Annotated in this window: 14 protein-coding genes; all 14 read right to left on the bottom strand. The window is 73.4% G+C overall.

Going from position 1 to position 24,124, the window contains the following annotated elements; all coding sequences use genetic code 11:
* Positions 1-85 precede the first annotated feature (85 nt).
* Entirely contained in the window at positions 86-922 is an 837-nt protein-coding gene (locus BLR33_RS25310; protein WP_093786913.1) for a type VII secretion system-associated protein, read from the bottom strand.
* Between the two features lie 3 nt (positions 923-925).
* Entirely contained in the window at positions 926-1,249 is a 324-nt protein-coding gene (locus tag BLR33_RS25305) for a hypothetical protein (RefSeq protein ID WP_093786912.1), read from the bottom strand.
* A gap of 64 nt (positions 1,250-1,313) precedes the next feature.
* The gene (locus tag BLR33_RS25300; RefSeq protein ID WP_093786911.1) at positions 1,314-1,754 is read right to left on the bottom strand and encodes a YbaB/EbfC family nucleoid-associated protein; all 441 of its coding nucleotides are present in this window, start codon (positions 1,752-1,754) and stop codon (positions 1,314-1,316) included.
* Between the two features lie 159 nt (positions 1,755-1,913).
* A complete protein-coding gene (locus BLR33_RS36780; RefSeq protein WP_143031752.1) occupies positions 1,914-6,203 on the bottom strand; it encodes a hypothetical protein in 4,290 nt (1,429 codons plus the stop codon).
* 46 nt (positions 6,204-6,249) lie between these two features.
* Positions 6,250-7,362 (bottom strand): hypothetical protein, encoded by a 1,113-nt coding sequence (locus BLR33_RS25290; protein ID WP_143031751.1) that lies wholly within the window; start codon positions 7,360-7,362, stop codon positions 6,250-6,252.
* A gap of 240 nt (positions 7,363-7,602) precedes the next feature.
* Complete coding sequence (locus BLR33_RS25285; RefSeq protein WP_093786908.1) at positions 7,603-8,958, bottom strand: hypothetical protein; 1,356 nt, start codon at positions 8,956-8,958, stop codon at positions 7,603-7,605.
* A gap of 45 nt (positions 8,959-9,003) precedes the next feature.
* Entirely contained in the window at positions 9,004-9,294 is a 291-nt protein-coding gene (locus tag BLR33_RS25280) for a WXG100 family type VII secretion target (protein ID WP_093786907.1), read from the bottom strand.
* 44 nt (positions 9,295-9,338) lie between these two features.
* Positions 9,339-9,674 carry a WXG100 family type VII secretion target gene (locus BLR33_RS25275; RefSeq protein ID WP_245771651.1) on the bottom strand — a complete coding sequence of 112 codons (336 nt, stop codon included), beginning with the start codon at positions 9,672-9,674 and terminating at the stop codon, positions 9,339-9,341.
* 65 nt (positions 9,675-9,739) lie between these two features.
* A complete protein-coding gene (locus BLR33_RS25270) occupies positions 9,740-13,165 on the bottom strand; it encodes a right-handed parallel beta-helix repeat-containing protein (RefSeq protein WP_093786906.1) in 3,426 nt (1,141 codons plus the stop codon).
* A complete protein-coding gene (locus tag BLR33_RS25265) occupies positions 13,162-16,314 on the bottom strand; it encodes a hypothetical protein (RefSeq protein WP_093786905.1) in 3,153 nt (1,050 codons plus the stop codon). Before BLR33_RS25265 ends, BLR33_RS25270 begins: the two co-directional genes overlap by 4 nt.
* Before the next feature lies 1 nt (position 16,315).
* Entirely contained in the window at positions 16,316-17,647 is a 1,332-nt protein-coding gene (eccB, locus tag BLR33_RS25260) for a type VII secretion protein EccB (RefSeq protein ID WP_093786904.1), read from the bottom strand.
* A gap of 18 nt (positions 17,648-17,665) precedes the next feature.
* Positions 17,666-19,087: a type VII secretion integral membrane protein EccD gene (eccD, locus tag BLR33_RS25255; RefSeq protein WP_093786903.1), complete on the bottom strand. Its 1,422-nt coding sequence runs from the start codon at positions 19,085-19,087 to the stop codon at positions 17,666-17,668.
* Positions 19,088-19,181: 94 nt separating this feature from the next.
* Positions 19,182-23,156: a type VII secretion protein EccCa gene (gene eccCa, locus BLR33_RS25250; protein WP_093786902.1), complete on the bottom strand. Its 3,975-nt coding sequence runs from the start codon at positions 23,154-23,156 to the stop codon at positions 19,182-19,184.
* Positions 23,157-23,419: 263 nt separating this feature from the next.
* Positions 23,420-24,070 carry a helix-turn-helix transcriptional regulator gene (locus BLR33_RS25245; protein WP_093786901.1) on the bottom strand — a complete coding sequence of 217 codons (651 nt, stop codon included), beginning with the start codon at positions 24,068-24,070 and terminating at the stop codon, positions 23,420-23,422.
* Positions 24,071-24,124: the final 54 nt, after the last annotated feature.

Genomic DNA, 24,124 nt, shown 5'->3' with positions numbered 1-24,124 from the left:
GCGTGCCACCCGCCCTTCCGGGCATGCCACTGCACGGCGCCCGCCGCGGAACGGGCAGGCGCCGGGACGGCGGACGGGGAGCCGGTCAGAGGAAGTCGCCCCTTTCGACGTCGGCCGCGGCGGCGGAGCCGTCACGCGGGGTTGCGACGGGAGCGGACGGCACGGCGACCCCGCCCGGACCGCCCGAACCGTCGTCGTCGGCGGGGGCAGCGGTGTCCTCTGCCGCCGCCGGCGCGGGCAGCAAGTCGTCCAGGGCGCCGAGCCAGCTGTCCTCGTGGTCCGCGACACCGGCGGCCTCGACCGCCTCGCGCAGCGGCCCGAGTTCCAGCGTCATGCTCACCGGACCGGAGGGGTTGAGGAAGAGCAGATGCCCTTCGGGCACCAGGTCGAGCAACTCCGGGGCCTTCATCGGCCGGAAGGACAGCCGGCCCGCGGTCTGCAGGTGCTGCGGTGAGGTGAACACCGGCACGACCGGGGTCTCGTCGTCCGGCGCCAGGGCGGACAGCGGCGCGCCGCCCGGCGCCACGAACACCGCGACCTCCTGCACGGCCAGGGCGCGGGCGATGTCCTCGGGCGGTCCGTAGTCGGTGGTGGCCAGCTGGATCGCCGCGTCCACCGGGTCGGTCGGGTCGGCCCAGCCCAGGGCCCTGGGCGAGGGGCGGTACTCCTCGTTCTCCTGCCACTCGACGATCTCGCCGTGTTCGTCGGACCGCCAGCTGCCGATCATCGCCCACTCCGGCGGCTCGCCCTGCCCCGCCCACGTGGGGTCGATCAGGCCGAACCAGTGGTCGGGGGCGAGCCTGGCGGCTTCCACGACGTGGTCGGGCGGCGTCGGCATCGCGTAGGGGGCCTCTCCCTCTCCTTCGGCCCCTTGCGGCGCTGTGCTCGCCATGCCCTGGGGGACTTCCGGTGCACTGCTCATCCGTCACGCACCATCGGTCGGTTCGATCGTCACCTGCTGGCCGGTGATGACCGCCTGGGCTTCGATGGCGTTCAACGCCGCCACCAGGTCGTTCAGTTGGCCTGCCGCGTCATCGAGCGCCGCGCCGCCGTCGGTTCCGGCCTTCAGCGCGTCGGAGTGGGGCTGCAGGTATTCGCCCGCGAAACTCTTGCCGTTCTTGTCGTCACCCCACGGCTGGCCGAGAGCCTGCGACCGTTCGTCCAGCGTGTGGGCCGCCTGCTTCAGCGTCCACGCCAGTTCGCCCAGGGCCTCGGCGGCCAGATGGATCTTGTCGGTGTCGACGTGCACCGGACCGTCCCCAGAGGACCCGGAGGATTCGGACGACGAAGAGGCGCCCCCGTCGTTCCCGCCGCTACTCACGTCCGCCGGCCTTCGTCGCGCCCAGTCCCCGTTCGATGTACGCCCGGACGGCGTCCGGCATGCGCACGTCCTCGGGGATCAGCGCACGCGGGTCGATGTCGCCCCGTGCCAGGGCGGCCGGCGTCAGGCCGCCGGGCAGGGGTCCGAGGGCTGTCTCCATCACCTGTTCCAGCGCCTTGGCACGGGCCTTCTCCAGGGTGCTGACGATCACCTTCGAGAGTTCCTTCGGCGCCATCGTGCGGTACGCGCTGGTGGGGAACTCCAGGGCGGTCACCTGGCCCTGTGCTCCGACGGTCACCTTGACCGAACGCCGGGGCGCGGTCGCCGTGGCCTCGATCTCGTTGATACGGCGGTGGGTGTCCACCGCCCGCTCCCGCGCGGTGCGGTACTCGGTCAGCAGATCCTCGATCTGCTGGTCGTAGGGAGACGGCATGGGTGTCCTCCTGCCTGCTGTGGTCCCACCGGTCGGACACGGTCGAGTCAAGTCCGGCGGGAACCCGGATTCCAAGGGGCCACGGCCGTGGTTGACCGCGTGAACAGCCGCTTCTGCCCTCGTGCACACCGGCCGCCGCCACGCGGCGGCGGCCGCAGGTCAGCCGGGGGCGCCCGTACGGCGGGTGCCGGCCCCCCAGATCTCCTCGCTCTGCCGCAGCAGGTCGGCAACGCTGCCGGACTCGCGCTCGTCCGCCTTCTTGCCCTTGGCGCCCTTCCGGCCGTTGCCTCGGTCGTCGGAATCCCCCGGCTCGCCGGAGTTCTGCGCGGCCGGCGGTTCGTCCGGCCCGGTCGCGCAGGTGAACTCCATGCGCCGCGGGGTACCGGGCCCGGTCGGCTTCGGCTTCCAGGCGGGCCGTACCGGTTCGCCGAACGGCTCTGCCCCGCCTGCGGAGTCGAGGCGCCCGGCCGCGTACGCGGCGCCGACGGCCCCGATGAGGGCGGCCGTCTCCTGGTCCGCGGTGAGAGCGCCCGACCCGGCAGCGTGGGCGGATGCCCCCGCGGCGGGTTCCCCGAGCAGGTGCAGCAGCGAAGTGTCCGGCGCGTCCCAGGAGGACACGTCGTCAGCTGCCGGTCCCGCGGCGGCGGTTACGGGGTCGGCCGGTGCGCCGGCACCGGTACGCGCCGCGTCGGTGCCGGCGGCAGCGGGAACATCGGCGGCGGGTGTACGCACCCCGGAGGCCGTGTTCTGCACCGGCCCGCGGGCCGATCCCTCGGCCGGAGGGTGCGCCGAGGCCTGCGCCGAGGCCTGAAGCGGACTGCTGCTCGGACCGGCCGGGCTGCCCGAACCGGCCGTGCCGGCCGCCCCCGCGAACTGCCCCCGTACGGGCTGGGCAGCGGCTGCCGTGCCGGCCGACCCGGCGACGGCCGCGCCTGCCGGGTGGGTGAGCGTCTCGTACGCCTCGCCGTCCGCCGGGTGGCCGTGCGCCGGGGAGGCGGCCACGCCGGCGGGCTGAGCACGCGCAACTGCCTCCCGCCCTGCTTGCGGCGCGATCTGCTCCGCGCCCGTCTCCGCCCGCACGTCTCCCGCGCCCGGAGCACGCGGACCCTGCGCTTCGAGCCGCAGGGGGACTGCCGCGGGCGGGACGGCGGCCGCCTCGGACACGGCGCCGACCGTCGCCAGGACCTCCGCCTCTGATGCCTGCGCCCCCTCCTGGGGGCCGGCACCCTGAGCGGCGGTCGCCGGAGCGGCGTCCGAGCGAGCGGCGTTGGGCGTACCGGAGCCCGCAGGAGCGGCCCCTTCTGAGCCGGTGCCCGCCTCGGCGCCTGTCGCTGGAACAGCGCCCGCGGGAGTGGCCCCCCACAGCTCGGTCCCCGCGTTGACCACGGCGTCCGGCACACCGGAGCCCGCAGGAGCAGTCCCGTGCGGACCGACACCCGGCTGCGCAGCACCCGCCGGGATGGCTCCCGCCGAAGCGACCTCTTGCGAGGGCGAGCCGGCTCGCGCCTCGTCGGACGTCGTCGGGCCATCATCCGCTGACGTGGCGTCCGGCGCGCCGGCGCCCTCGGCCGGGGTCGTTTCCCACAGTGCGCCCTGCCATGCCGCGGGCTGCTCGCCGCGGCGGTCGTCCGCCCCCGCTCCGGAACCGGCGGCGGCAGCGCCCCACGCCCCGGCCGCCAGGAACGACAGCCCCTCCAGCAAGGCGGTCGCGGACTCGTCGGCCGGTGACGCGGTGTCAGCGGCCACATCCGGGCCCGCGGGCATGCCGGTCGGCGCGGCGGCGGACGCGGAGCCTGAGTCACCCGCCCCGGCCGCGGGTCCGGCCCCGGTCGCGGCGTCGGTGCCGGGCAGCCGCAGTTGCCCACCGCCCGGCGCCGCGCCCGGCGAGGAGCCGGCGTCGACGTCGTGCCGCACCGGGGTGACCGACCAGGGCTCGCGGTCGCCGGCCAGGAGTCCGGACGCGTCGGACGCGAGCCGGTCGCCGTCGCTGTTCCCCGCGCCCATGCCGCCCATGCCGCCCATCGGCATCATGGGCGGCATGGGCGTACTGGCGGCGGTTGCGCCCGGGCCCTGCGCGGGCGTGCCCTCGCCGGCCGCAGAACCGTCCAGACCGTCCGGACCCGCCGGGGAGGACGGCCCGCCCGGCAGATCGAGGCCCGGAGCACCGGACGTCGGAGCGCTCGACAGACCGCCCGACCCGGCTACGGACGTGTCCCCGCCCAACAGGTCCTGCGAGGACTGCGGGCCAGGCAGGTCGAGGCCAGGACCGCCTGACGCCGTACCGTCCGGCAGACCGCCGACTCCGCCCAGCGACGTGTCGCCCTGCCACGGCTGCGCACTGCCCTGCAGCAGACCCGACGCATCCGACGACGGCACGTCCGAACCGCCCGCACCCGCACCGCCCGCACCCGAACCCATGCCGCCCATCGGCATCATCGGCATCGACGAGCCCACAATGCCGGGACTGCCGACGCCCTGAGCAGGTGTATCCGCTACGGACGCCGGGGTGTCGAGCCCGTCCATTCCGCCGAGTCCGCCGAGTCCGCCGAGTCCGTTGCCGGCGGACTGCAGGTCCGGCAGGTCGAGGCCCGGCCCGCCCGACGCCGTACCGTCCGGCAGGCTGCCGACTCCGCCCAGCGACGTGTCCCCCAGCCACGGCTCCACACTGCCCTGCAACAGACCCGACGCATCCGACGGGGGCACATCCGAACCCCCCGCACCCGCACCGCCCACACCCGAACCCATCCCACCCATCGGCATCATCGGCATCGACGAGCCCACAGCCCCAGGAATGCCGGCGATCTGGCCGGTCGGGTCGGAAGCGAGAGAGGTGTCCGTGTAGGGCTGGAACTGCTCGCCGAGGTTCGGTGCGGCGGTTCCGGTCGTGTTCAGGGCGGGCAGGTCGGCGCCGGGGTAACCGGACGCCTCGGAGGGTCCGGAGTATCCGGGAAGGTCGACGCTGCCCGGGCTGCCCACGGATCCGCTGCCGAAGTCGTCGGCACTGTCCGGATACGGCGAGAGGCCCTTGCCCGAGTCCTCCGACCCACCGGACTTGCCTCCACCCGCGCCGGTGCCGAGCGAGAGGCCGGGATACGGGACAAGGCCGGGCACGTCCCCCGTGGCGGGCCCGGTGCCGCCGGGATTCAGGGCCGCGTCCATGCCCGGGTCGAGCGTGCCGTCGCCCGGCAGGCTCCCGGCGCTGTCCAGCGAAGGGTCCCCCTGGTAGTCCTGCACGCCCGGGTAGTCGGAGGGCAGGCCGCCGTCGACGCCGCCCGGCCCGCCGCTGCCGAGGCCCGGAAGGCCGCCGACCGTGCCGGTGTCGCCGCCGGGATACGACGCAGGACTGTCCGCACCCGTGCCGCCGAAGTCCGGCAGGTTTCCGCCGGCGCCATCGGAGCCGCCGCCCGGGTACAGCGCAGGACTCGCCGATGCCGCGAAGTTCGGCAACTGCCCGCCGGCGTCGCCCGAATCGCCACTTCCGGGGTACGGTGCCGCGCTTCCTGGATCCGATGAACCGAAGTCCGGCAGATTCCCGCCGTCTCCGCCCGAACCCATGTCGGGGTACGCCGTAGGACTGTCCGGACCCGACGAGCCGAAGTCCGGCAGATTGCCGCCGCCCGCACCCATGTCGGGATACGGGACGGGATCGCCGTAGCCGCCGGAGTCGCCGTAGCCTCCGTAGTCCGTGGGGTCGGTGCCTCCGGAGCCGTTGACCGGGTTGGTGGGCGGCGCGGAGTAGCCGACATTGCCGTTGCTGACCTGGTAGTTGTCCGCCAGCGTGTTGAGCACCGCTTGCATGTCGCGGGTGAGCAGGTCCGTGATCTTCGGCGTGGTGTGCGCCTGGCTGACAGCGACCCGCCCGTTCGGCATGACGAGATCGACGCCGTTCCGCCGCCCCCAATCCAGAGCCTGCTGCGCATACCAGAAGTCGATGTCGTTGAGCTTGTCGATGGCCCCTTTCAAGTGCGCCGCGTTGTCCGCCAGTTGCTGCGGAACGTCGTAGTCGCCGGTGCCGTCGGACAGCGTGTCGGCCATGTCCTGCGTCTGCTTCGCCAACGTCTTCATGGCGTCGCCCAGGGCTTGAGCAGCCGCGCCCTGCCAGGGCCCGTCCGGCCCCGTCAGCGCCTCCACCTGCTGACCGAGATTCTCGGCCGCCCTCTGGAGCACCATCTGCGTGAAATAGAAGGCGTCCGCGGCATCCTGGATGGTCTGCGGATCAGAAGTCGCCGAACCATCCACCGCTGGGTTGTCAGGATCGGAGCCGGTGACGTAGCGCATGACGTCTTTCCAGTCCAACTGGCTGTAATCACCGGTCCCGGAAGACGTGCCGCTGTCCGAGCCGCTGCTCCCGCCGTCCGTCCCGGAGCCGGAACCTGAGTCGGTGTTTCCGCCGTCCGCCCGGGAACCACCGCTCGCGCTGTCCGTCCCGCTGCTGCTGTCCTCGGCCATGCCCTACGCCTCCCATCCCCCTCGCGGCTTGTGGTTTCGTGACCGCCTAGAACCCGGGCAGTCCGGCCGGCTCCTTCTGATCCGTGAGCACCGCCGGGCCGGGCCCCTCGTCCACCGTCAGCGGGTCCACCTGCTCCCGCCTCAAGGTCCGGTAGCCGTCGTCCGGGTCCGACGTCGCCGGGTCGGCGTGGCCCTTCACCAGGGTGCGGTAGGTCTCCGGATCGTCGCCGGTGTCCTGACCCGGGCCGTCACCGGCCTTGTGCAGGACCCGCGCGGCGGAAGCCTTGTGCAGTACCCGCGGGGTGGCCGTGTCGGCGGACGGACCGGACTGACCGGTCGACGGCACGGCGCCGGGGACCGACGTCGCCGCATCGCCGCCCGACGCGCCACCGCCGTCGCCGACCGTCTGCGTACCAGTCGGCGGCAGGTACCCCGCCGCCGCGTTCGAAGTGCCCGATGACGCGCCACCACCGGCGCCCGAGCCCATGTCCGGATACGAGACAGGAGGTTCATAGCCGCCGGTGCCACCAGTGCCGCCGGTGCCGCCCGTGCTTCCGGGGGCTCCGTACGCCGTGGGGTCGGGGCCTCCCGACCCGTTGGTCGGGCTGGTGGGCGACGTGGAGTAGGCGACGTTGTCGGTGTCGACCCGGTAGTTGTCCGCCAGCGTGTTGAGCACCGCCCGCATGTCCCGATCCAGGAGGGGAGGGATGTCGGGAGTCTGGCTGACCGCGACGCGCCCGTCGTCCATGACGATGTCCTTGCCCTCAGCAGCCGCTTCCTTCAGCGCCTGCTGCGCGTACCACACGTCGATGTCGTTGAGCTTGTCGATGGCCCCTTTCAAGTGCGCCGCGTTGTCCGCCAGTTGCTGCGGAACGTCGTAGTCGCCCGTGTTGCCGCCGGAGAGCGTGTCGGCCATGTCCTGCGTCTGCTTCGCCAACGTCTTCATGGCATCGCCCAGGGCTCCGGCCGCCCCGCCCTGCCAGGGCCCGTCCGGCCCCGTCAGCGCCTCCACCTGCCGGCCGAGATTCTCAGCCGCCCGCTGAAGCACCGTTTGCGTGAAATAGAAGGCGTCCGCGGCGTCCTGGATGGTCTGCGGATCAGAAATCGCCGAACCGTCCACCTCGGGTTTGTCCGGATCGGAGCCGGTGACGTAGCGCATGACGTCCTTCCAGCCCAGCTGGCTGTAATCACCGGTCCCGGAAGACGTGCCACTGTCCGAGCCGCTGCTCCCGCCGTCCGTCCCGGAACCGGAACCATTGCTCCCGCTGTCCGTCCCGGAACCGGAACCGCTGTCCCCGGTGTCCGTCCCGGAGCCGCCGCTCGCGCTGTCCGTCCCGCTGCTGCCGTCCTCGGCCATGCCCTACGCGCTCCCATACCCGGCTTGTGCTGTCGTGACCGTCTAGAACCCAGGCAGTCCGGTCGACTTCTCCCGCACCGAGCCCTTGTCCAACGTCGTGTCCGGCATTCCGTCCGCCTTGACCCTCACATCGGGGTCCGGCGTCCCATCGGCCCTGACCCGCACGTCGTCGGCCTTGACCCTCACGTCCGGGTCCGACGCCCCGTCCGCCCTGACCTTCACGTCGTCCGCCTTGACTCTCACGTCGGAGTCCTGCGGCGCCGACGGATCCAGACGAACCCGCACCGCTTCTCCCGGATGCACCACCGGACCGGGACCTTCAGCCACAGGCGCAGGCTCCCCCGTCAGACCGTACGTTGGCGAGGAACCGTCGTCCCAGTCGTCCGGCGCCGGCGGCTTTCCCGCAGACGGGGCGGCGCTGGGCAGAGCACCCCACATGCTCGGTGTGGCAGCCGAATCACCATACGAAGGGTCGTACGTACTGCCCGACGCAGCCGACGTATCCCCCGAGCCGCCATACGAAGTGCCGTACGGACCACCCGACGCGCCCGACGGGTACGTACTGTCCGGCACGCCCGACGTGTCCCCGGACCCACCGTACGAAGCGCCGTACGAACTACCCGACGTACCCGACGTGTCCCCCGGCTCCCCATACGGAAGGCCGTACGGACTACCCGACACACCCGATGTGTCCCCGGACCCACCGTACGAAGCACCGTACGGGCTACCCGACATGCCCGACGTATCCCCGGACCCATACGGAAGGCCGTACGGACTACCGGACACACCCGATGTGTCCCCGGTCCCCGTGGTGGTCGTACCCGTACCCGTACCCGAGTCCCCGGTCGCCGACTGGAGCTTCTGAATGTCGCTTTGGGCGTCCTGAATGAGATGAGTCAGGTCGCTGCCCGCCTTCGCGTTGAGCTCCTCGATCGTCGAGTACTTGGCGGCGATGTCCCTGATCCCGTCGGCCGTGTCCTTCAGGGCCTTCCGCAGGGCGTGCAGAGACGTCAGGTAGTTCCCCTGCAGACCCTCACCGCCACGCGGACCGGTGATCTTGGACGTGAGGGTCTGCGCCTCCACGAACTGTTCGCCTCCGGCTCGAAGGGGCTGGAGGTCGTTCACCTTCTGCCTGGCCGTGCCCAAGTCTTCGTAGATGGTTTCCAGGTTGTCGGCGAAGACCTTCAGCGCGGTGGTGTCCGCGGACACGGTCCCCGAGCCGTTGCCCAGCACGCGAGGAACATCGGGCATGTCCGGTATCCGCTGGCCGGTGTCGACCGTGCCGCTACCGGGGACGTACGCGCCGCCCGGGTACGACTGCGGCTGGTACTGGTCGTCCCGTGAGTCCGAACCGTCCGCGTTCTCATAGGGACTTTCGACGCCTCCTGGCAAGGGCATGGGTGATCACCTCCTCCGCGGTGCGATGTCCACGGTCCACCTGCCTCACTGCTCCCAGAGGCTGGTGCCGTACTTCTCGCCGCTGGTGTAGTACTCGCCGATGTTGCCGACGGCGGTGGTGGCCTGTCCGAGCTGGACGGCCATCTGGTCGGCCGCCGTGTCCCACTTCGCCTTGGCCAGGTTGTACGCGTCCCGCGCGTCGCTGGACCACTCGGCGAGGTGCTGCTTGGCCGCGTCGTCCAGGTCGCTCAGGGTGCTCTGGATCTTCGTGGTGATGGACCGCATTTCGCCCTCGACGAATGCCATCTGCTCAAGGCTCACCTGATAGCTGGTCATTGCTCTTTACCTTTCGCTGGATGAGGAGTGCCGGGGAGGGCGGGTCACATACCGGGAAGGCCGGCCGCCATCGCCTGCCTGACGGCGGTCGCGGCGTCGACGGTCTCGCTGTGCACCTGCTCGTAGTGGCCGGTGTTGGCTTCGAGCTTCTCGTAGACCACCTGGAGCTGCTGCTTCACGACGTTGCAGTTCTCCAGCCACTGGTTCAGCGCGGGGATGAACGACTGTGCCGCGTCACCGGTCCAGTTGCCTTCAAGGATCTGGGCCTGCTCACTCATCCCGTTGTACGCGGTCGAGATGTCCCCCAGCGCCGTCTCGAAGTTGGGCAGTGCGGCGAGCATGCCCTGGATATCGACATTGGTCTGTCCGTTGGTCGCCACAGTCCGTTTTCCTTTCCGTCCGAGATGCCGCACGCGGGATCACGGCGGCGATACCGACTGGTTCCTCAGCCCATCGTGGTGGCCGCTCTGCCGGCGTGGAACGACGCGGCTTCGTCGTTGCCTGCGGATACAGGGGGCATTGTCTGCGTGTGCGCAGCACTCGTGGCCGGAGCGGTCCGGGCGTCCCCGGACGACGAAGTCCGAGCCGCTCCGGGGCGGGAGGACAGCGGTCCGCCACCGGAGCCCGACGGCGCCCGCTCGGCCATCCGGTCGGCGAGCCGGTGTGCTCCGCGCGCGCCGTCGGCGAGCGGCCGGTCGGCCAGCCGCGCCGCCAACGCGGTGCGGGTGGGCTCATCGACCTTGTGTCCCCGGGTGGTGAGCCGCCGGCAGATCAGTTCCGTCAACTCCTCCGCGGTGTACGCGGGGAAGCGCAGGAACAGGTCGAAGCAGCGGGCGACGTCGGGGCGTTCGCGCATGAGTTCGCCGAGCCGGCCCTGGGCGCCGCGCAGCACCAGTGCGGTCTGCGGAGTGCGCTCCACGACAGCGACGACTGCGTCCCACACGGCGGTGCGCTCGGCCGCGGGGCGCGCGGTGAAGGCGGTGTCGAGGTCGAGTTCCAGGACGCCTCCGTCGGCGTCGGCCCACAGCGCGGCGGTGTAGGCGCGGGCCTCCCCGGGGCCGCGGGCGAACACCTTGGACAGGGCGATCCGGTGCACCGCCCCGTTGCGCAGCACGCCGGTCTCGGCCAGGCATTTCGCGTACAGCGCGGACACGGCGGTGCGACCGCTGCCGGTGTCGCCCGCCAGCACGATGTTCGCCGGGGGGGCGGGCGGCACGCCGTCGCCGCTCGCTCCGACCAGTTCGTTGACGCGCTTCAGCAGGGCCGCGCGGACCTCTCCCAGACCGCACAGCCCGGCGAGGCGGCGCATGGCGGGCGGCGGCTCGGCCGGCGGAGCGGCGAAGCGCGCCGCCGGGGCGGGCTGTTGCGGGCCGGGCCGGGCGGCGGTCCCGGCCCCGGGCTCCGGCACGTCCTCGACCCCCGCGGGAGAGACGTCCTCCGCCGCGGGCACGTCCGCCGCGGAAAGGCGGTTCAGCGCGGTGCTGTCGTCCGCGGAGGAATCGGCCGCGAGCCGCGACGCCTGATTGCTGATCATGGTCTCGAACAGCGAGCGCGCGACGCGGCCGTTGCCGAAGGTCGGCCCTTTGGGGATGGCCTCCAGGTAGCGGGTGAGGGCGTCCAGCGCCGAGTCGTCCATCTCGTAGTAGTGCTTGCCGCACAGGCCCTGCACGATGGTCACGAGTTCGGAGACCTCGTAGTTGGGGAACTCCACGGTGCGCGCGAAGCGCGAGGCCATGCCGGGGTTGGACGCCAGGAACTGGTCCATCTGCTCGGAGTAGCCGGCGACGATGACGACGATCTCGTCGCGGTGGTCCTCCATCAGCTTCATCAGCGTCTCGACTGCCTCCTGGCCGAAGTCGGGCCCGCTGCCCTTGGACTGGTTGGTGAGCGTGTACGCCTCGTCGATGAACAGCACGCCGCCGATGGCCTTGGTGAACACCTCGGTGGTCTTGATGGCCGTGCCGCCGATGATCTGCGCGACCAGGCCGGACCGGGACACCTCGACGATGTGTCCCTGGGCGAGGATGCCGAGTTCGGCCAGCACCGCGCCGTAGAGCCGGGCCACGGTGGTCTTGCCGGTGCCGGGCGGGCCGGCGAAGACCAGGTGGCGGCTCATCGGCGGCATGGGCAGGCCCAGTTCCTGCCGGCGCTGGGCCATCTTGTTGAGGTTGATCAGCCCGGTGACCTCGCGTTTCACGCTCTCCAGGCCGACCAGGGCGTCGAGTTCGGCCAGCGGCCCGGTGGCGCCGGCCGCGGTCCCGCGCCCGTCCACCGGATCGCTGTCCGGCCCGAGGGCCGGCTCGCGGGCGGACTCCGCCGCGCCGGCGGTGGCCGGTACGCCGTCCTGGCTGCGCAGCCGATTGATCTGCGCGCCGCCGTTGCCGCTGACGTCGCAGCGCTGGACCAGCACCGGTTCCTCGGAGTTGCTGCGGACGCCGTCGCCGACGTTGCCGGTGATCACGCAGTCGGTGAGGTCGGCGCGCCCGGAGATCTGGACGTTGACGCCGTGTCCCCGGGCCTCGTGCACCCGGCAGCCGGTGGCGATGAGGGTGCCGCCGCCCAGTACCCGTGCGCCGTCTCCGGCGGTGCCGGACACCTCGCTGTCGCGCAGCAGCGCCTCGCCGTCGGTGCCGGCCAGGACGCCCGCCCCGGTGACGCGGGAGTCCGCAGCGGCGATGCGCGCGCCGCCCGACACGGCGAGGCCCCAGTCGCCCGCGGCACGCAGCCGGACATCGGTGAGACGTGCGGTGGCGCCCTCGTTGGCTTCCAGGCCGACGCCGTACTCCGCGTCGATGTCGCCGGAGTTCAGGGTGAGTCGGGCGGAGCCGGTCACCCGAAGCCCGGCCGAGCCGTCCGCCACGGACAACTCATGGAATTCCGCGGTGGATTCGCCGCTCACCTGTACGGCGGTCCGCTGCGCGCCGCTGATCCGGAGCCGGTGGAACTCGGCCCGGCTGCCCTCCTCGACGATCACCGCCAGCGGGGTGCCGGTGATCGCGCAGTCCTCCAGCCGGGGCGTGGAGCCGCCGGTCACCTGGAGGCCGCTCGCGGCCGCCGAGTCCAGCGTGCAGCCGCGCAGTTGCGGGGACGCGCCCCCACCGATGTGCAGCGACTGCCCGCCCGATCCGGTCAGTCGGCAGTCGATGAGCGTGGTCATGCCCTTGCTGGTCAGATACGCGTCGAGGCTCGCGGACAACGTCACGGTGGTGCGCATCAGCTCGGCCCTGGCGTCCTGCTCCACGACGACCGCGGGCTTTCGGCTGCCGGCCACCGTGGTGTTCTCGACGGTGACGGTGCCCTGGCCGTTGACGCAGATGCCGTTGCCGCCGGAACGTTCGACGGTGCAGCCGCGTACGGTCAGGCGGCCGTTCTCGGCGACGACGACCGCCGACGAGCCGAAGTCGCGCGCGGCGATGTCCTCCAGGGTGTTGTCGGCGGCGGAGGTCACCACGACGCCGGCGCCGCCGGGGTTGGTGACCGTGCAGTTCCGGGCGGCCAGGTGGCCGGACTGCCAGGCGATGACCGCTGCCCATGCCTGGTCGCCCGCCACGGTGCAGTTCTCGACGGCGGTCTGCCCGCGGCGGATGTCGAGGACGGCCGCGTTGGCGTCGGCCCCTTGGAGGGTCAGGCCGGTCAGCCGCACCGCGTCGGCCTCCACCACGACGGTGCTGCCCATCGGCGATTCCAGCCGTACGCTGCCGGGCGTGCCGTCCCCGGACAGCGTGACCGCCCGGCTGAGGGTGAGCGACTCGGCGTACGTGCCCGGCGCGACGGCGATCACCGCGCCGTCCGGCGCGGCGGCCAGCGCCTGGGAGACGGTGCGGTAGGCGCCGGACTCGGTGGCGGAGACGCGCAGGACCTGGCGGATCATGGATTCCCCCCTTGCTGTGACGTGGTGCCGGGTCCGAGTGCCGGCGTCGGCGCGCCCGGATCGCCGGGCGGTCGCTGGAGCAGCCCGGGGGCGGCCCGGAAGGCGTCCGCGTGCTCCGGCGGGAGGGGATCGCCCATGGCGTCCTCGTCGCTGGTGTCCTCGGCCTTCTGCCACAGCGCGTGCAGGTGGTCGAGGCCGGTGAGCGCGATCTCGTCCAGCGGGACGCGTTCCTCGCGGGGGTGTCCCTGTTCGTCCAGCTCGGCCGCGGCCATCTCCCGCATCAGCACGGCCGGGCGGTCGCCGCCGACCGTGCGCAGCACCTTGAACCGGGTGCCGGGCGCGAACAGCAGGCGGTCGGGCAGCTCCGGGACCACGAGTTCGGTCCGCCGGGCCGTCAGCGACCACAGCACGATGTCGGTGTCGCCGGGCAGTCCGGGCCGGATCGAGGACAGGGCAGCGAGGAAGGACCGCTCGACCACCACCATGTTCTCGCGGTACCAGGCGCGCTCGGCCGGGGTGAGGGCGGCCCGCACGATGGCGCCGCCCCGGTGCGAGGGCAGGCGCCGCAGTCCGCTGGCGGCGCACCGAGCCAGCGGGACGTGCGGGCCGGTGGCGGCCGACCTGATGGCGGTGTCGATCGCCGTGGTGCTTCCGGTCAGGTACAGGCGGACGGCCGCGAGGTCGGTGAGGGCGTCGCCCACCGAACTGCGCGGCCCGCCGTGCAGGCCCGGCGCCTCCGACAGCACGCGCGAGACGAGGGCCGCGGCGGTGTCGTAGCGGGCGCCGAGGTTGCGGCGCAGCCAGTCGCGTTCCCGCTCGACGCCCTTCGCCGGCGGCAGCACGTCGGCGGCGGGGGCGGGCTGGGGCTGCACCCGGACCTGGCCGTCGATGGGGGGCACGGGAGGCGCCGGGAAGGCCGGCGGCTCCGAGACGGGGCCGGCCGGTCCGGCTTCCGGCCGCGTGGCGGAGATGTCCCCGGCCGGGGCCGGGGCCGCGGCGGACCGCTGCGGGGCCGGCGACTCCAGTCGGATGCGCGGCGCCGAGACCGCGGCCGCCGGGCCGCCCTGCGCGGAAGGCCAGGCGTCGGGCGGCGCCGTTGCGCCGCTCTGCGGGGCGGAGGGCACAGGGGCACCCTCCGCCCCGCCGCCAGCCGGAACCGCGCCTCGGGGGAGTGACGCGGCCGGCGGCGGTCCGGAATCCGCCGAAGGCCGCGAAGCAGCCGACGACGGGAACATGGGCGGCGGTGTTGCGACCGCGGATCGGGGCGCGGGCCCGGCCGGGTCGGGGCCGGGCCGGGCCGGGTCGGGGCCGGGCCGGGCCGGGCCGGGCAACGGCGCGGTTCCACCCGCCGACCCCTCGCGGTCCGAAGCGGCCGCCGCGTCGGCCCCGGTGGCCACAGGTGGCGCCCCGGGCGCATCGGCAGCGCCCGGGACGCCGGCCGGGGAGGGCGGAAAGCCGGGCGGGGCAGGCGCAACACCGTCCTGCCCACCCGCTGGCCCGAGCCCCGGCCCCCTCGCGACGCCGGGGTCCGGCGACGGCGGGTCGTCGGTCCAGGTGGGCCCGGGCTCCGGCAGGGGGGACGCGGGTGCCAGCCGGGCTGTCCGCCGCGGCGCCGGGCCGGCGGCGGTCGAGGGACCGCCCTCCAGGGACCAGCCGCCGGCCGGTCCGGGCTGCCCCGGTGAACCGCCGTCCGCCGCACCGCCGTTCACCTGCCCGGCGCCGGGCCCCGCGGCGATCGCCGGAACGGGCCCTGCCGCCTCGACCGCCGGAGCGGGCGCCACACTCGCCGCCGGGTATGTCACGGGCGAGGGGCCCCTGTCCGGCGGTGTGCTCCGCGCCGCGCTGGAGGGCATGACGCGACCGCTCGTGGCGAATGTCGGGTCGAGCGCGTTCACCAGGTCGTAGGCCACCGTCCGCATGCGGTCGGCGACCGCCGGGTCGTCCTGGTCGTAGAGGATGGCGGGGTACGCGGGGTCGGCGGGCGCGGTCCGCACCGCGTAACCGTCGAACGGCTCGACGGGCGGTCGGACCCACAGCCCGCTCTGCACGACCTCCAGCAGCACGTCCGGCGCGTACCGGTAGACGCCTTGCGCCACTTCGGTGACGGCGCCGGCCGGCACCCGGGTTCCGAGCGCCACCGGCGGCACGGGGTGGCCGCCGGTCTCCGCGCGCGGTGTGTAGCCGAACCCGTCCGCGTACGGGCGCCAGCCGAGGCTTCCGTCGGCGAGCAGGGTGCGCACCTCGCGTGGGGCGCCGTCCTCGCCGGGCGTGGGGACGCCCGCGTGCACGATGACCCGCTGGCCGAGCCGGTCGGCCAGTGCCTGGCCCAGCGGCTCGCCATCGGGCACGGCCACCGGGCCGTACGGGACGAACCGCACCAGGTGCCGCGCGCTGCCGGGCACCGTGGCCCAGAAGGCGGCGATCTCCTCCAGTGCCAGGGCGCCGGAGGTCCCCGGGCCGCCGAGCACGATGTCCAGCAACTCCGGGTCGGCGGCCAGCAGTTCGAAGAGCCGTTGCCGGCCCCCGGCGGAGGCGGCGTCCTGCGGGCCGCCGCGGATCCACACGCCGCCGGGCAGCGGTTCCGCGACCGCTCCGGCGCCGATCCGCTGCGGTCGGTCGGGGACCGAGTACTCCCATTGCGGCTTGGGGAAGCGCCGCGAGTCGGGCGCCGCCGACAGGTTGGGGCGGAAGCGCAGCCAGCCGGTGCCGTGGTCGGCGGGCACGAACAGGGCGCCGCCGGCCGCCGGGACGACGGTGCCGTCGGGAGCCAGCACGATCCGGTCGAGGCGGTCGGCGAGCCACTGGGCGGCTCGCCGGACGTCCTCGCGGGTGCCGCGTCCCGGCACCAGCCGGAAACTGACGCCCCTGCGGTCCAGGACCCTGGCAACGCTCTCCCACACCGAGTCCTCGGGACTGGCCGGCAGGTCGAGTACCACCAGGGTGTGCTGCGGGTCGGCGGCCAGCCGCCGGGTGAAGGACAGGGCCCGGCTGTCGACGAAGCCGCGCGGGTGGACCAGCAGCGCGTTGCCGACACTCCTGGAGTCCACCGACGGCCCGGCGGCGCGCAGCGCGGCGCGGGCCAGCCGGGCCGACAGCCGGTGGGCGAGGTCGCGGCGGGCCGCGGCGCGCTCGTCGGGGGCGCCGGTCATGTCAGTTGACTCCGGGCACGGCGACGAGCGCCTTGGACCGGCTCAGCTGCGGGCCGGTGGTGATCTGGTCGAGCGTGGCCTGCGGCAGTACCCGCGGGGTCAGGCCGCCGTAGCCGAGCGCGCCGGGTGCGTCGCTGCTCAGGGGGTACTTCACCGCGCGGTCCGTGATCAGGTACGGCGTGGGGGACTTCGCGTCGTGCGGGCCTTTGGGCGGTGCGGCCAGCACCCCGGCCTCGGGCGGCAGGAGCACCGCGGCGGTGGTGTCGGCCGCCCGGCCGGTCTCATGGACCACTCTGCTGTAGAGCAGGGAGCCCTTCATGTTCTCCAGCAGGCACAGCGCGGAGTGGCCGGCGGTGGTGTCGGTGCCGGTCAGCAGGTCGGGGATGCGGTGCAGCAGGGAGGTGTCGGCGGAGGACGGCAGGGCCGCCACGGCGCTGGGGCTGACCGCCATTGGGTCCTTGCCGCCCGCGGCGGCCAGCAGGGCGGACTCGGTCGCGGTCAGGGAGGCGACGCCGTCGGATTCCAGGACGTAGTAGTGGCTGGTGCCGGAGACGACGGTACGCAGCAGGGTGCCCGTCTTCTCCGCCTTGCCGGCCACGGTACGTTCCGCGCCGCCGGCCCCCGCGATCTTGGCCGCGGCGATAGCAGTCCCGGTGGGCAGGGCGTTCAGCCACGCCGAGGTGGCCGGGACGGGCTGTTCGGTGTCCATGCCGAGCGCGAGGAGCGCGGACCGGTCGTCGATGGGGTGCTTGGTGTTCTGCCACAACACGTAGCGCTTCCCGTCCGGACCGGCCACCAGCGCGTAGTCGGAACCGGTCGCCGCGTGCACGGTGCCCGGCGCGAAGTCCAGCGTCTCGCTGACGTCCTTGCCCGGTCGCAGGCAGTCCGCCCAGGCGCCGGTCAGCAGGAGCCCGGCCGCGTCGGGAACTTCCTCGGGCGCGCCGGGGATGCCGATGGTGGAGCCGCGGGGTACACCGGCGAGCGCGGAGCGGCCGACGTCGTGGACGCCGGCGCCGCCGGAAGCCAGCAGCGCGGAGGCGTAGTTGGCCGTGGGGTGGAGCTGCCCGTCGGCGTAGAAGTACCGGGTGCCGGTGCCGCTCTCCACGATCAGGGCGCCGTTGGTCGCCCAGGAGTGGTCGCCGGCCGGCTTGAGGTAGCCGTATGCGGCGGCGGCCAGTACCAGCAGGCAGGCGAGCACCACGCCGAACGCGGCACCGAGCCCGGCCCTGCGCATGGGGGTCTCGCCGGTGCCGGAGTCGGCGGTGATCAGCGCGGAGGCCATCCGCCCGGTGGCGAACTGGTACGCCTGCAGGTGGTCGCGTCGGGTCTGCACGGTTCCCTCAGCTCTCCCTCAGACCGCGTTGCGTACGTGGGCGTAGACGTGCAGCAGCTGCAGCAGCAGCGGCAGCAGGGCCAGGGCGGTGAGCAGTTCGAGAACGTCCGCGGTGTGCCCCCACACGGGGAGCAGCCGGGTGTGCGGCAATCGCCACGCGCCGACCAGCAGCAGCACGGCGGCGACCAGCAGCCCGAGCAGGAGGGCGCAGCGGGTGCCGGTGCCGCTCGCCGCGGCGGTCCACGCCAGCACCACCGACAGCATGCCGAGCACGCCGGAGAAGGTGACCGGCACACGCTGCCAGACGACGTTCAGGGTCTTGGCCCGCAGCAGGGCGGCGCCGGAGAACACCAGCGGGAAGGCGCGGGCCACCCATCCACCGGCGAAGGCCAGCAGGGCGAAGTCGGCCACGCAGAGCAGGGCGACGGACACCGTGAACACCGTCAGCAGGGCGTCGGCCGCCGCGGCGCGCCGGGTGAGCGACTGCTCGGGGTGCGGCTCGACGTCCTCCTGGAGTTCCGCCGCGTTGTGCGGCAGTTGCGGCACCCGCACCCGGGCCAGCCGCAGCGCCGCACGCGGCGCGAGGTGACCGAAGAGGAAGGCGGCGACCGCGACGACGCTCACGCTGCGCACCGCGTCCCAGCCGGTCGCGGCGGCCAGTCCCGCGGTGAGCGCGACCAGCGCGGGAGCGAACAGGGCTGTCCCGGTCACGGCGAGCGGTACCCGCGCGGTGGGCAGCAGGACGACGGCGGCCACCAGCACGCCGCAGACCGCGCCGAGCGCGATGCCGCCAGTCCTGGGCGCGGTCAGTCCGGTGTCCGCGTCGGCCGCGGTCAGCCCGGCGAGCACGGCGAGGACGCAGGCGCCCAGGCCGGTGACGACCGCGATGCCGCGGTCGGCCGACCACCGCTGGTCCAGCGCGCAGAAGACGCCCAGGCCGACCGCGGCGACGCCGTAGAGCACCGGCACGACCGCGCCGTTGCCCGCACCCCTGCCGGCCAGCGGCACGGCGGCGGCGAGGGCGAGCAGCACCAGGCAGGCCAGTGCCAGGAACAGCCGGCGGGTGGTCTCCGGGCGCCACCGGTCGGTGCGTGCGCCGACGGCGTGCGCGACACCGTCGGAGGCGTCGTCGAACTCCAGCTCCGGCATCGGGTCGTCGGCGGGCCGCAGGTACAGCACGTCGCCGTGGAGCAGGCCGGCGGTCTGCGGGGTGGCGTCGAGGGCCAGCGGCGGTTCACCGAGGCGTTGCAGCGTCCAGGGGCCGCCCGGCCTGGCCGGGTCGGCGGGGACGTGGCGCAGCAGCACCGGCAGCAGCGCGGAGATCCGCGCGGTGACCGGTACGGCCAGGTCGGCGCGCCCCGCGGGCCCCGCGATGGTCAGCCGGCACACCTCGGTGCCGTACGGACCCGGGGTTCGGGCGGCCGGGATGGCGGTGGTCATGGTGCTCCTGAGAGGGCGGTCGTGGGACGCGGACGGGGCGACCTAGTGTCTCGACAGGGGGCGCCGTGGGTTGGGTTCGACGCGGAAGACCTCGTCAGGGGCCGGCATGGCCCACCTGCATCAGCCGGACGCCGCGGCGGGTGACGAGTTGGGCGCGGCCCGGCGGGAGGGTGCGGGGCCGGGCCTCGCCGATGAACTTGCCCTCCTCCTTGGGGTAGGAGTGCAGCAGCGCCGGGCTGCCGAGTTCCCACATGCGGCGCAGCACCGGGTCCATCATGGCGCGGGTCGCTCCGGAGGTGGACCGGGAGATCACCATGTGCAGGCCGATGTTGGCCGAGTGGGCCAGCATCGGGGAGAGGGCGGCCAGCGGCGAGCCGGTCCCGGGCGAGCCGCCGTACAGGTCGTAGTCGTCGATGAGCATGAACAGTTGCGGGCCGGTCCACCAGTCGCGGAGCGGCAGCCGTTCGGGGGCGACGTCGGGACCGGGTACGCGTTTGCCCACCGAGACCGCGGCGCTGCCGGCCAGCGAGGTCAGGGCTTCGCCGTCCACCGCGAAGCCGACCCGGTACTCCTCGGGCACGGCGGCCAGCAGGTCGCGCCGGGTGTCGGCGAGCAGGATCCGGGCCTCCTCGGGCCGGTAGCGGCGGATGACGGCGTCGATGACCACACGCAGCACGTTGGTCTTGCCGGTCTCGGCGTCGCCGAACACCATCAGGTGCGGGGCTGCGGCGAAGTCGTGCCACACGGGGGCAAGGCGCTGCTCGTCCCAGCCGAGGCACACGCGCAGGTCGCCCTCGGGTGCCGGAAGCCGGTCGAGCGGCAGCCTGGCCGGCAGCAGCCGCACCCCGGGTGCCGGGCGGCCGGGCCAGAAGGCGTCGATCTCGGCCACGGCGGCCTTGGTCGCCTCGGTGAGGTTGTCGGTGCTCTTGACGCTGTCCAGCCGCGGCAGCGCGCCCATGAAGTGCAGCTTGGCCTTGGTCAGACCGCGGCCGGCCTGGTGGGGGACGGTCGCGGCCGGTTTGGAGCCGAACTCGGACTCCATGGGGTCGCCGAGCCGCAGTTCGAGCTTGGTGCCGAACAGGTCACGGGCCCGCGGGCGGATCTCCGACCAGCGCACCGCGGAGGCGACGACGTGCAGCCCGAACGACAGGCCGCGGGCGGCGAGATCGGTGATGCGTGGTTCGAGGTCCTCGAAGTCCTGCTTGATCGTGGACCAGTTGTCGACGACGAGGAAGACGTCGCCGTACGGGTCGTCGATCTCGCCGCTGTCGCGCCTGCGCCGGTAGGCGTCCATCGATTCCAGGCCGCGTTCGGTGAAGCGCTGTTCGCGCACCTCGAGCAGCTGCGTCAGCTCTTCGACGGTGCGCTGTACCCGGTCGCGCTCCATCCGGGTGGCGATGGAGCCCACGTGCGGCAGGCCGGCGGTGGACTGCAGGCCGCCGCCGCCGAAGTCCAGGCAGTAGAACTGCACTTCGCGCGGGGTGTGGGTGAGGGCCAGCGACAGCATCAGGGTGCGCAGCATGGTGGACTTGCCGGTCCGCGGGGCGCCGGCCACCGCCAGGTGCCCGTCGGCCCCGGACAGGTCGGCGATCAGCAACTCGCGCAACTGCTCGAAGGGCCGGTCGACCATGCCGAGCGGCACCCGCAGGCCGCCGAGCGCCGGGTAGTCGCCGGCCGTCATGCCGCGGTGCGGGTCGGGCACGATGCCCGGCAGCAACTGGTCGAGGCTGGGCGGGGATTCCAGTGGCGGCAGCCACACCTGGCGGGCCGGTGGACCCGCCCCCTCCAGGCGGTCGACCAGGACCTCCAGCAGGCTCTCCTCGTCCTCGCCCGCGGGCTCCGGGCGGGACTCGGGGCCCGGGGCGGGCCGCTCGTCGCCCGATTCCAGGGCGTCGGGGATGCCGGGTGCGTCCGGCAGGCGCTGGTCCAGGTCGAAGACCACCACGTGCTCGGCGCCGAGCGCGGCCTCCGCGGGCCGGGACGCGGTGGCGGGTACCGGGCACGGCCCGGAGACGTAGGCGGCCTTGAAGCGGGCCAGGTTGGTGGTGTCGACCTTCAGGTAACCGTTGCCCGGCGCGGACGGCAGTTCGTAGGCGCTGCCCACGCCGATGACGCTGCGGGACTCCATCGAGGAGAAGGTGCGCAGCGCGATCTTGTACGACAGGTGGCCCTCGACGCGGTGGATGCGCCCCTCGTCGAGCCGCTGGGAGGCCAGCAGCAGGTGCACCCCGAGCGAGCGGCCGAGCCGGCCGATGGTGACGAACAGGTCCACGAACTCCGGCTTGTTCGCCAGCAGTTCGGAGAACTCGTCGACGACGATCAGCAGTGAGGGCAGCGGCGTCAGCGGCGCGCCGCCGAGCCGGGCCTTCTCGTACTCGAAGAGCGAGGCGTGGCCGCTCTCCCGGAGCACCTCCTGGCGGCGGATCATCTCGCCGTTGAGCGAGTCGCGCATGCGGTCCACGAGGTGGAGTTCGTCGGCGAGGTTGGTGATCACCGCGGAGGTGTGCGGCAGGCGGTCCATGTTGAGGAACGTCGCACCGCCCTTGAAGTCGACCAGCACGAAGTTGAGGACGTCCGAGGAGTGCGTGGCCGCGAGCCCGATGACCAGGGTGCGCACCAGCTCGCTCTTGCCGGAGCCGGTCGCGCCGATCAGCAGGCCGTGCGGGCCCATGCCGCTCTGCGCCGACTCCTTCAGGTCCAGCTCCAGCACCTCGTTGTCCTCGGTGATGCCGATCGGCACGCGCAAGCGGGCGCTCTGCGCGGCCCGGGTGCGCCACAGCGCGGCCACGTCGAAGGAGCGCGGGTCGCGGATGCCGAGCAGCGTGCCGAGGTCGAAGTCGTTCTCCAGCGGCTCCTCGACGAGTTCGACGCCGCCGCCGGTGCGCATCGGGGCCAGTTGGCGGGCCAGGTCCTCGGCCGCGGTGAGGGGGAGGGTGTCGGCTCGGGCGGTGACCGAACCGTCCGCCACCGGGTACTCCACCTCGCCGTCCCGCACGGTCAGCCGCAGCACCTGCGGGCCACCGGTCATCGCCCCGGTGGCGTCCAGCAGCACCAGGTTGCGGATCCCGCCGTTCAGCAGCCGGGAGGTCTCCGGGATGAGCACGCGGTAGGCGACGACGACCACCAGCGGTTCGGTGGGCCGCGGCGGCGAGCCGGGGTCGTACTCGGGGCGGTCGGTCACCTCCGGTCCCAGCAGGTCGAACAGCGCGTCGGCGTCCTCCGCCACCAGCCGCAGCGGGCCGGCCTCGTCCTCCCGCTGCGGCCGGGCGTTGTGCGGCAGCCACTTCAGCCAGTCCCACTCCTCGCGGCCCACCGTGTCGGTGAGAACGGCGATGTGCAGCTCGTCCGGGGCGTGCAGGACGGCGAGCTGGCCGATCATGGCCCGCAGCAGGCCGAGCGCCGCCGGGCCGTCGCCGGCGAACTCGACGCTGGTGAAGCGGCGCAGCGGCACCGACACGGGCACGTGGCCGACGGACTGGAACGCCCTGGTGAAGCGCCGCAGCGAGACGGCCGTCAGCGGTTCGAGGTCCTCGACCGGTTTGGTCTCCGGCGGCACCAGCACCAAGTCGGCGCGGCTGGCGCCGACGCCGATGCGGATCCGCCCGAAGTCGTCGTGGGCGCCCCGCCGTTCCCACAACCGGGGGCTCGCGACGACGGCCCACAGGTCCTCGGGGCGCGGGTTGTCCCAGGAGGCCGCCGCCCGCTGCTCGGCCGCGGCCTGCCGGGCGCGTGTGCGCAACTGGGCGAGGTAGCGCAGGTAGTCACGGCGCTCCGAGCGCATCCTGCGCCTGCGCTCGGCGCCCCTCCTGCCGAGCTGGCTCAGGCCCATGCTGATCATGGCCGTGCCCATCATCCCGGACATCATGAACGTGTACGGCGACCGGGTGCCGACCGTGAACATCATGGCCATGGCGCCCACGCCGAGGGCCATCGGGATGTACATCAGTGCGGAGGTGAAGTCCGCGGTGGCCGGTTCGCCGAGCGCCGGGGGCTCGGCCAGCTCGATCTGCCCTTCCGGGGCCTGGGGGCCGGAGGCACGGGGTGAGCGTTTCACGACCACAGTGCTCATGGACTGTCCTTCACGTACGTGGGCACCTCCGCGGAGCTGCGCCCCTTCGGCAGGGCCGCGCTTCCGGCTCGCGCCCAGGCTATGGAGCGGCGGCCCCGCACCAGCTCGCCCGAGGAGGCGCGTTGTCCATGCGGACAGTGCGCTCTGCCCAGCCATCCAGCGACGGCGGTCCCGGCCGGCATCGCACACGTCGGGCCCGGAACCCGGGTGCACGGCAGGGAGTGGACGTGGTTCGGCGTCGTCCCGCGCCGAATGCAGGGCGGTCAGATGAGGCCGGTGCGGATGGCGTACGACACGGCGTGCGCGCGGTTGCGCAGATCCAGCCGCTTCATCAGGCCGTAGAGCACGTACTTGATGGTGCGCTCGGAGAAGCGGAGTTTATCCGCTATATCCGACAGCTCCCAGCCCTCGGCGAGCAGCCGCAGGACGTCCACTTCGCGGGCGTTCACTCCGGAGGCGCTCAGCCCGCGAGGGGCCAGCACCTCGCGCTGGATCACCCGGATCTGCTCCATCAGCGCGCCCTGGAGTGGAGGGGGCAGGCTCCCGCCGCCCTGGGCGACGGCGATCAGTGTCCGGGCGAACTCGGCGGCGGTGAAGGAACCCCGGACGAGCACCGCGCGCACCCCGCGGTCGACGGCCGCCGCGACATCGGCCTCCCAGCGCCGACCCAGTACCACCACGAAGTTCATGGCGTCCCGCCCGGCCCCGGCGTCCTCGGCGAGTCTGCGCAGCAGGCCCAGCGTGGACGCGTTGGCCACTTCCGCCGCCACCACCATGACATCCGCCTCGCCCGCGACTTCCGTGAGCGACAGCCGACGGTCATGACCCAGGTAGCTGACCAGCCCGGCACGCGTCAGGCCGTCGGACGAGTGGACCGCCACCCGCACGGTGTCAGCGAGCACTTGCTGCTGCATGTACACCCTCCTGGTTCGAGGTTTGAACCGCTCCGGAGAGGATGCTGTCACGCG

This window comes from Actinacidiphila guanduensis (genome assembly GCF_900103985.1).
Lineage (GTDB): Bacteria > Actinomycetota > Actinomycetes > Streptomycetales > Streptomycetaceae > Actinacidiphila > Actinacidiphila guanduensis.
This window is presented reverse-complemented; position numbering and strand designations above follow the sequence as displayed.

What these genes read in the sequence shown, in the direction of transcription:
- BLR33_RS25310 (WP_093786913.1), bottom strand. Translation starts at nt 922, where the DNA reads ATGAGCAGTGCACCGGAAGTCCCCCAGGGCATGGCGAGCACAGCGCCG.
- BLR33_RS25300 (WP_093786911.1), bottom strand. Translation starts at nt 1,754, where the DNA reads ATGCCGTCTCCCTACGACCAGCAGATCGAGGATCTGCTGACCGAGTAC.
- BLR33_RS36780 (WP_143031752.1), bottom strand. Translation starts at nt 6,203, where the DNA reads ATGGCCGAGGACAGCAGCAGCGGGACGGACAGCGCGAGCGGTGGTTCC.
- BLR33_RS25290 (WP_143031751.1), bottom strand. Translation starts at nt 7,362, where the DNA reads ATGCGCTACGTCACCGGCTCCGATCCGGACAAACCCGAGGTGGACGGT.
- BLR33_RS25285 (WP_093786908.1), bottom strand. Translation starts at nt 8,958, where the DNA reads ATGCCCTTGCCAGGAGGCGTCGAAAGTCCCTATGAGAACGCGGACGGT.
- BLR33_RS25280 (WP_093786907.1), bottom strand. Translation starts at nt 9,294, where the DNA reads ATGACCAGCTATCAGGTGAGCCTTGAGCAGATGGCATTCGTCGAGGGC.
- BLR33_RS25270 (WP_093786906.1), bottom strand. Translation starts at nt 13,165, where the DNA reads ATGATCCGCCAGGTCCTGCGCGTCTCCGCCACCGAGTCCGGCGCCTAC.
- BLR33_RS25265 (WP_093786905.1), bottom strand. Translation starts at nt 16,314, where the DNA reads ATGACCGGCGCCCCCGACGAGCGCGCCGCGGCCCGCCGCGACCTCGCC.
- eccD (WP_093786903.1), bottom strand. Translation starts at nt 19,087, where the DNA reads ATGACCACCGCCATCCCGGCCGCCCGAACCCCGGGTCCGTACGGCACC.
- eccCa (WP_093786902.1), bottom strand. Translation starts at nt 23,156, where the DNA reads ATGAGCACTGTGGTCGTGAAACGCTCACCCCGTGCCTCCGGCCCCCAG.
- BLR33_RS25245 (WP_093786901.1), bottom strand. Translation starts at nt 24,070, where the DNA reads ATGCAGCAGCAAGTGCTCGCTGACACCGTGCGGGTGGCGGTCCACTCG.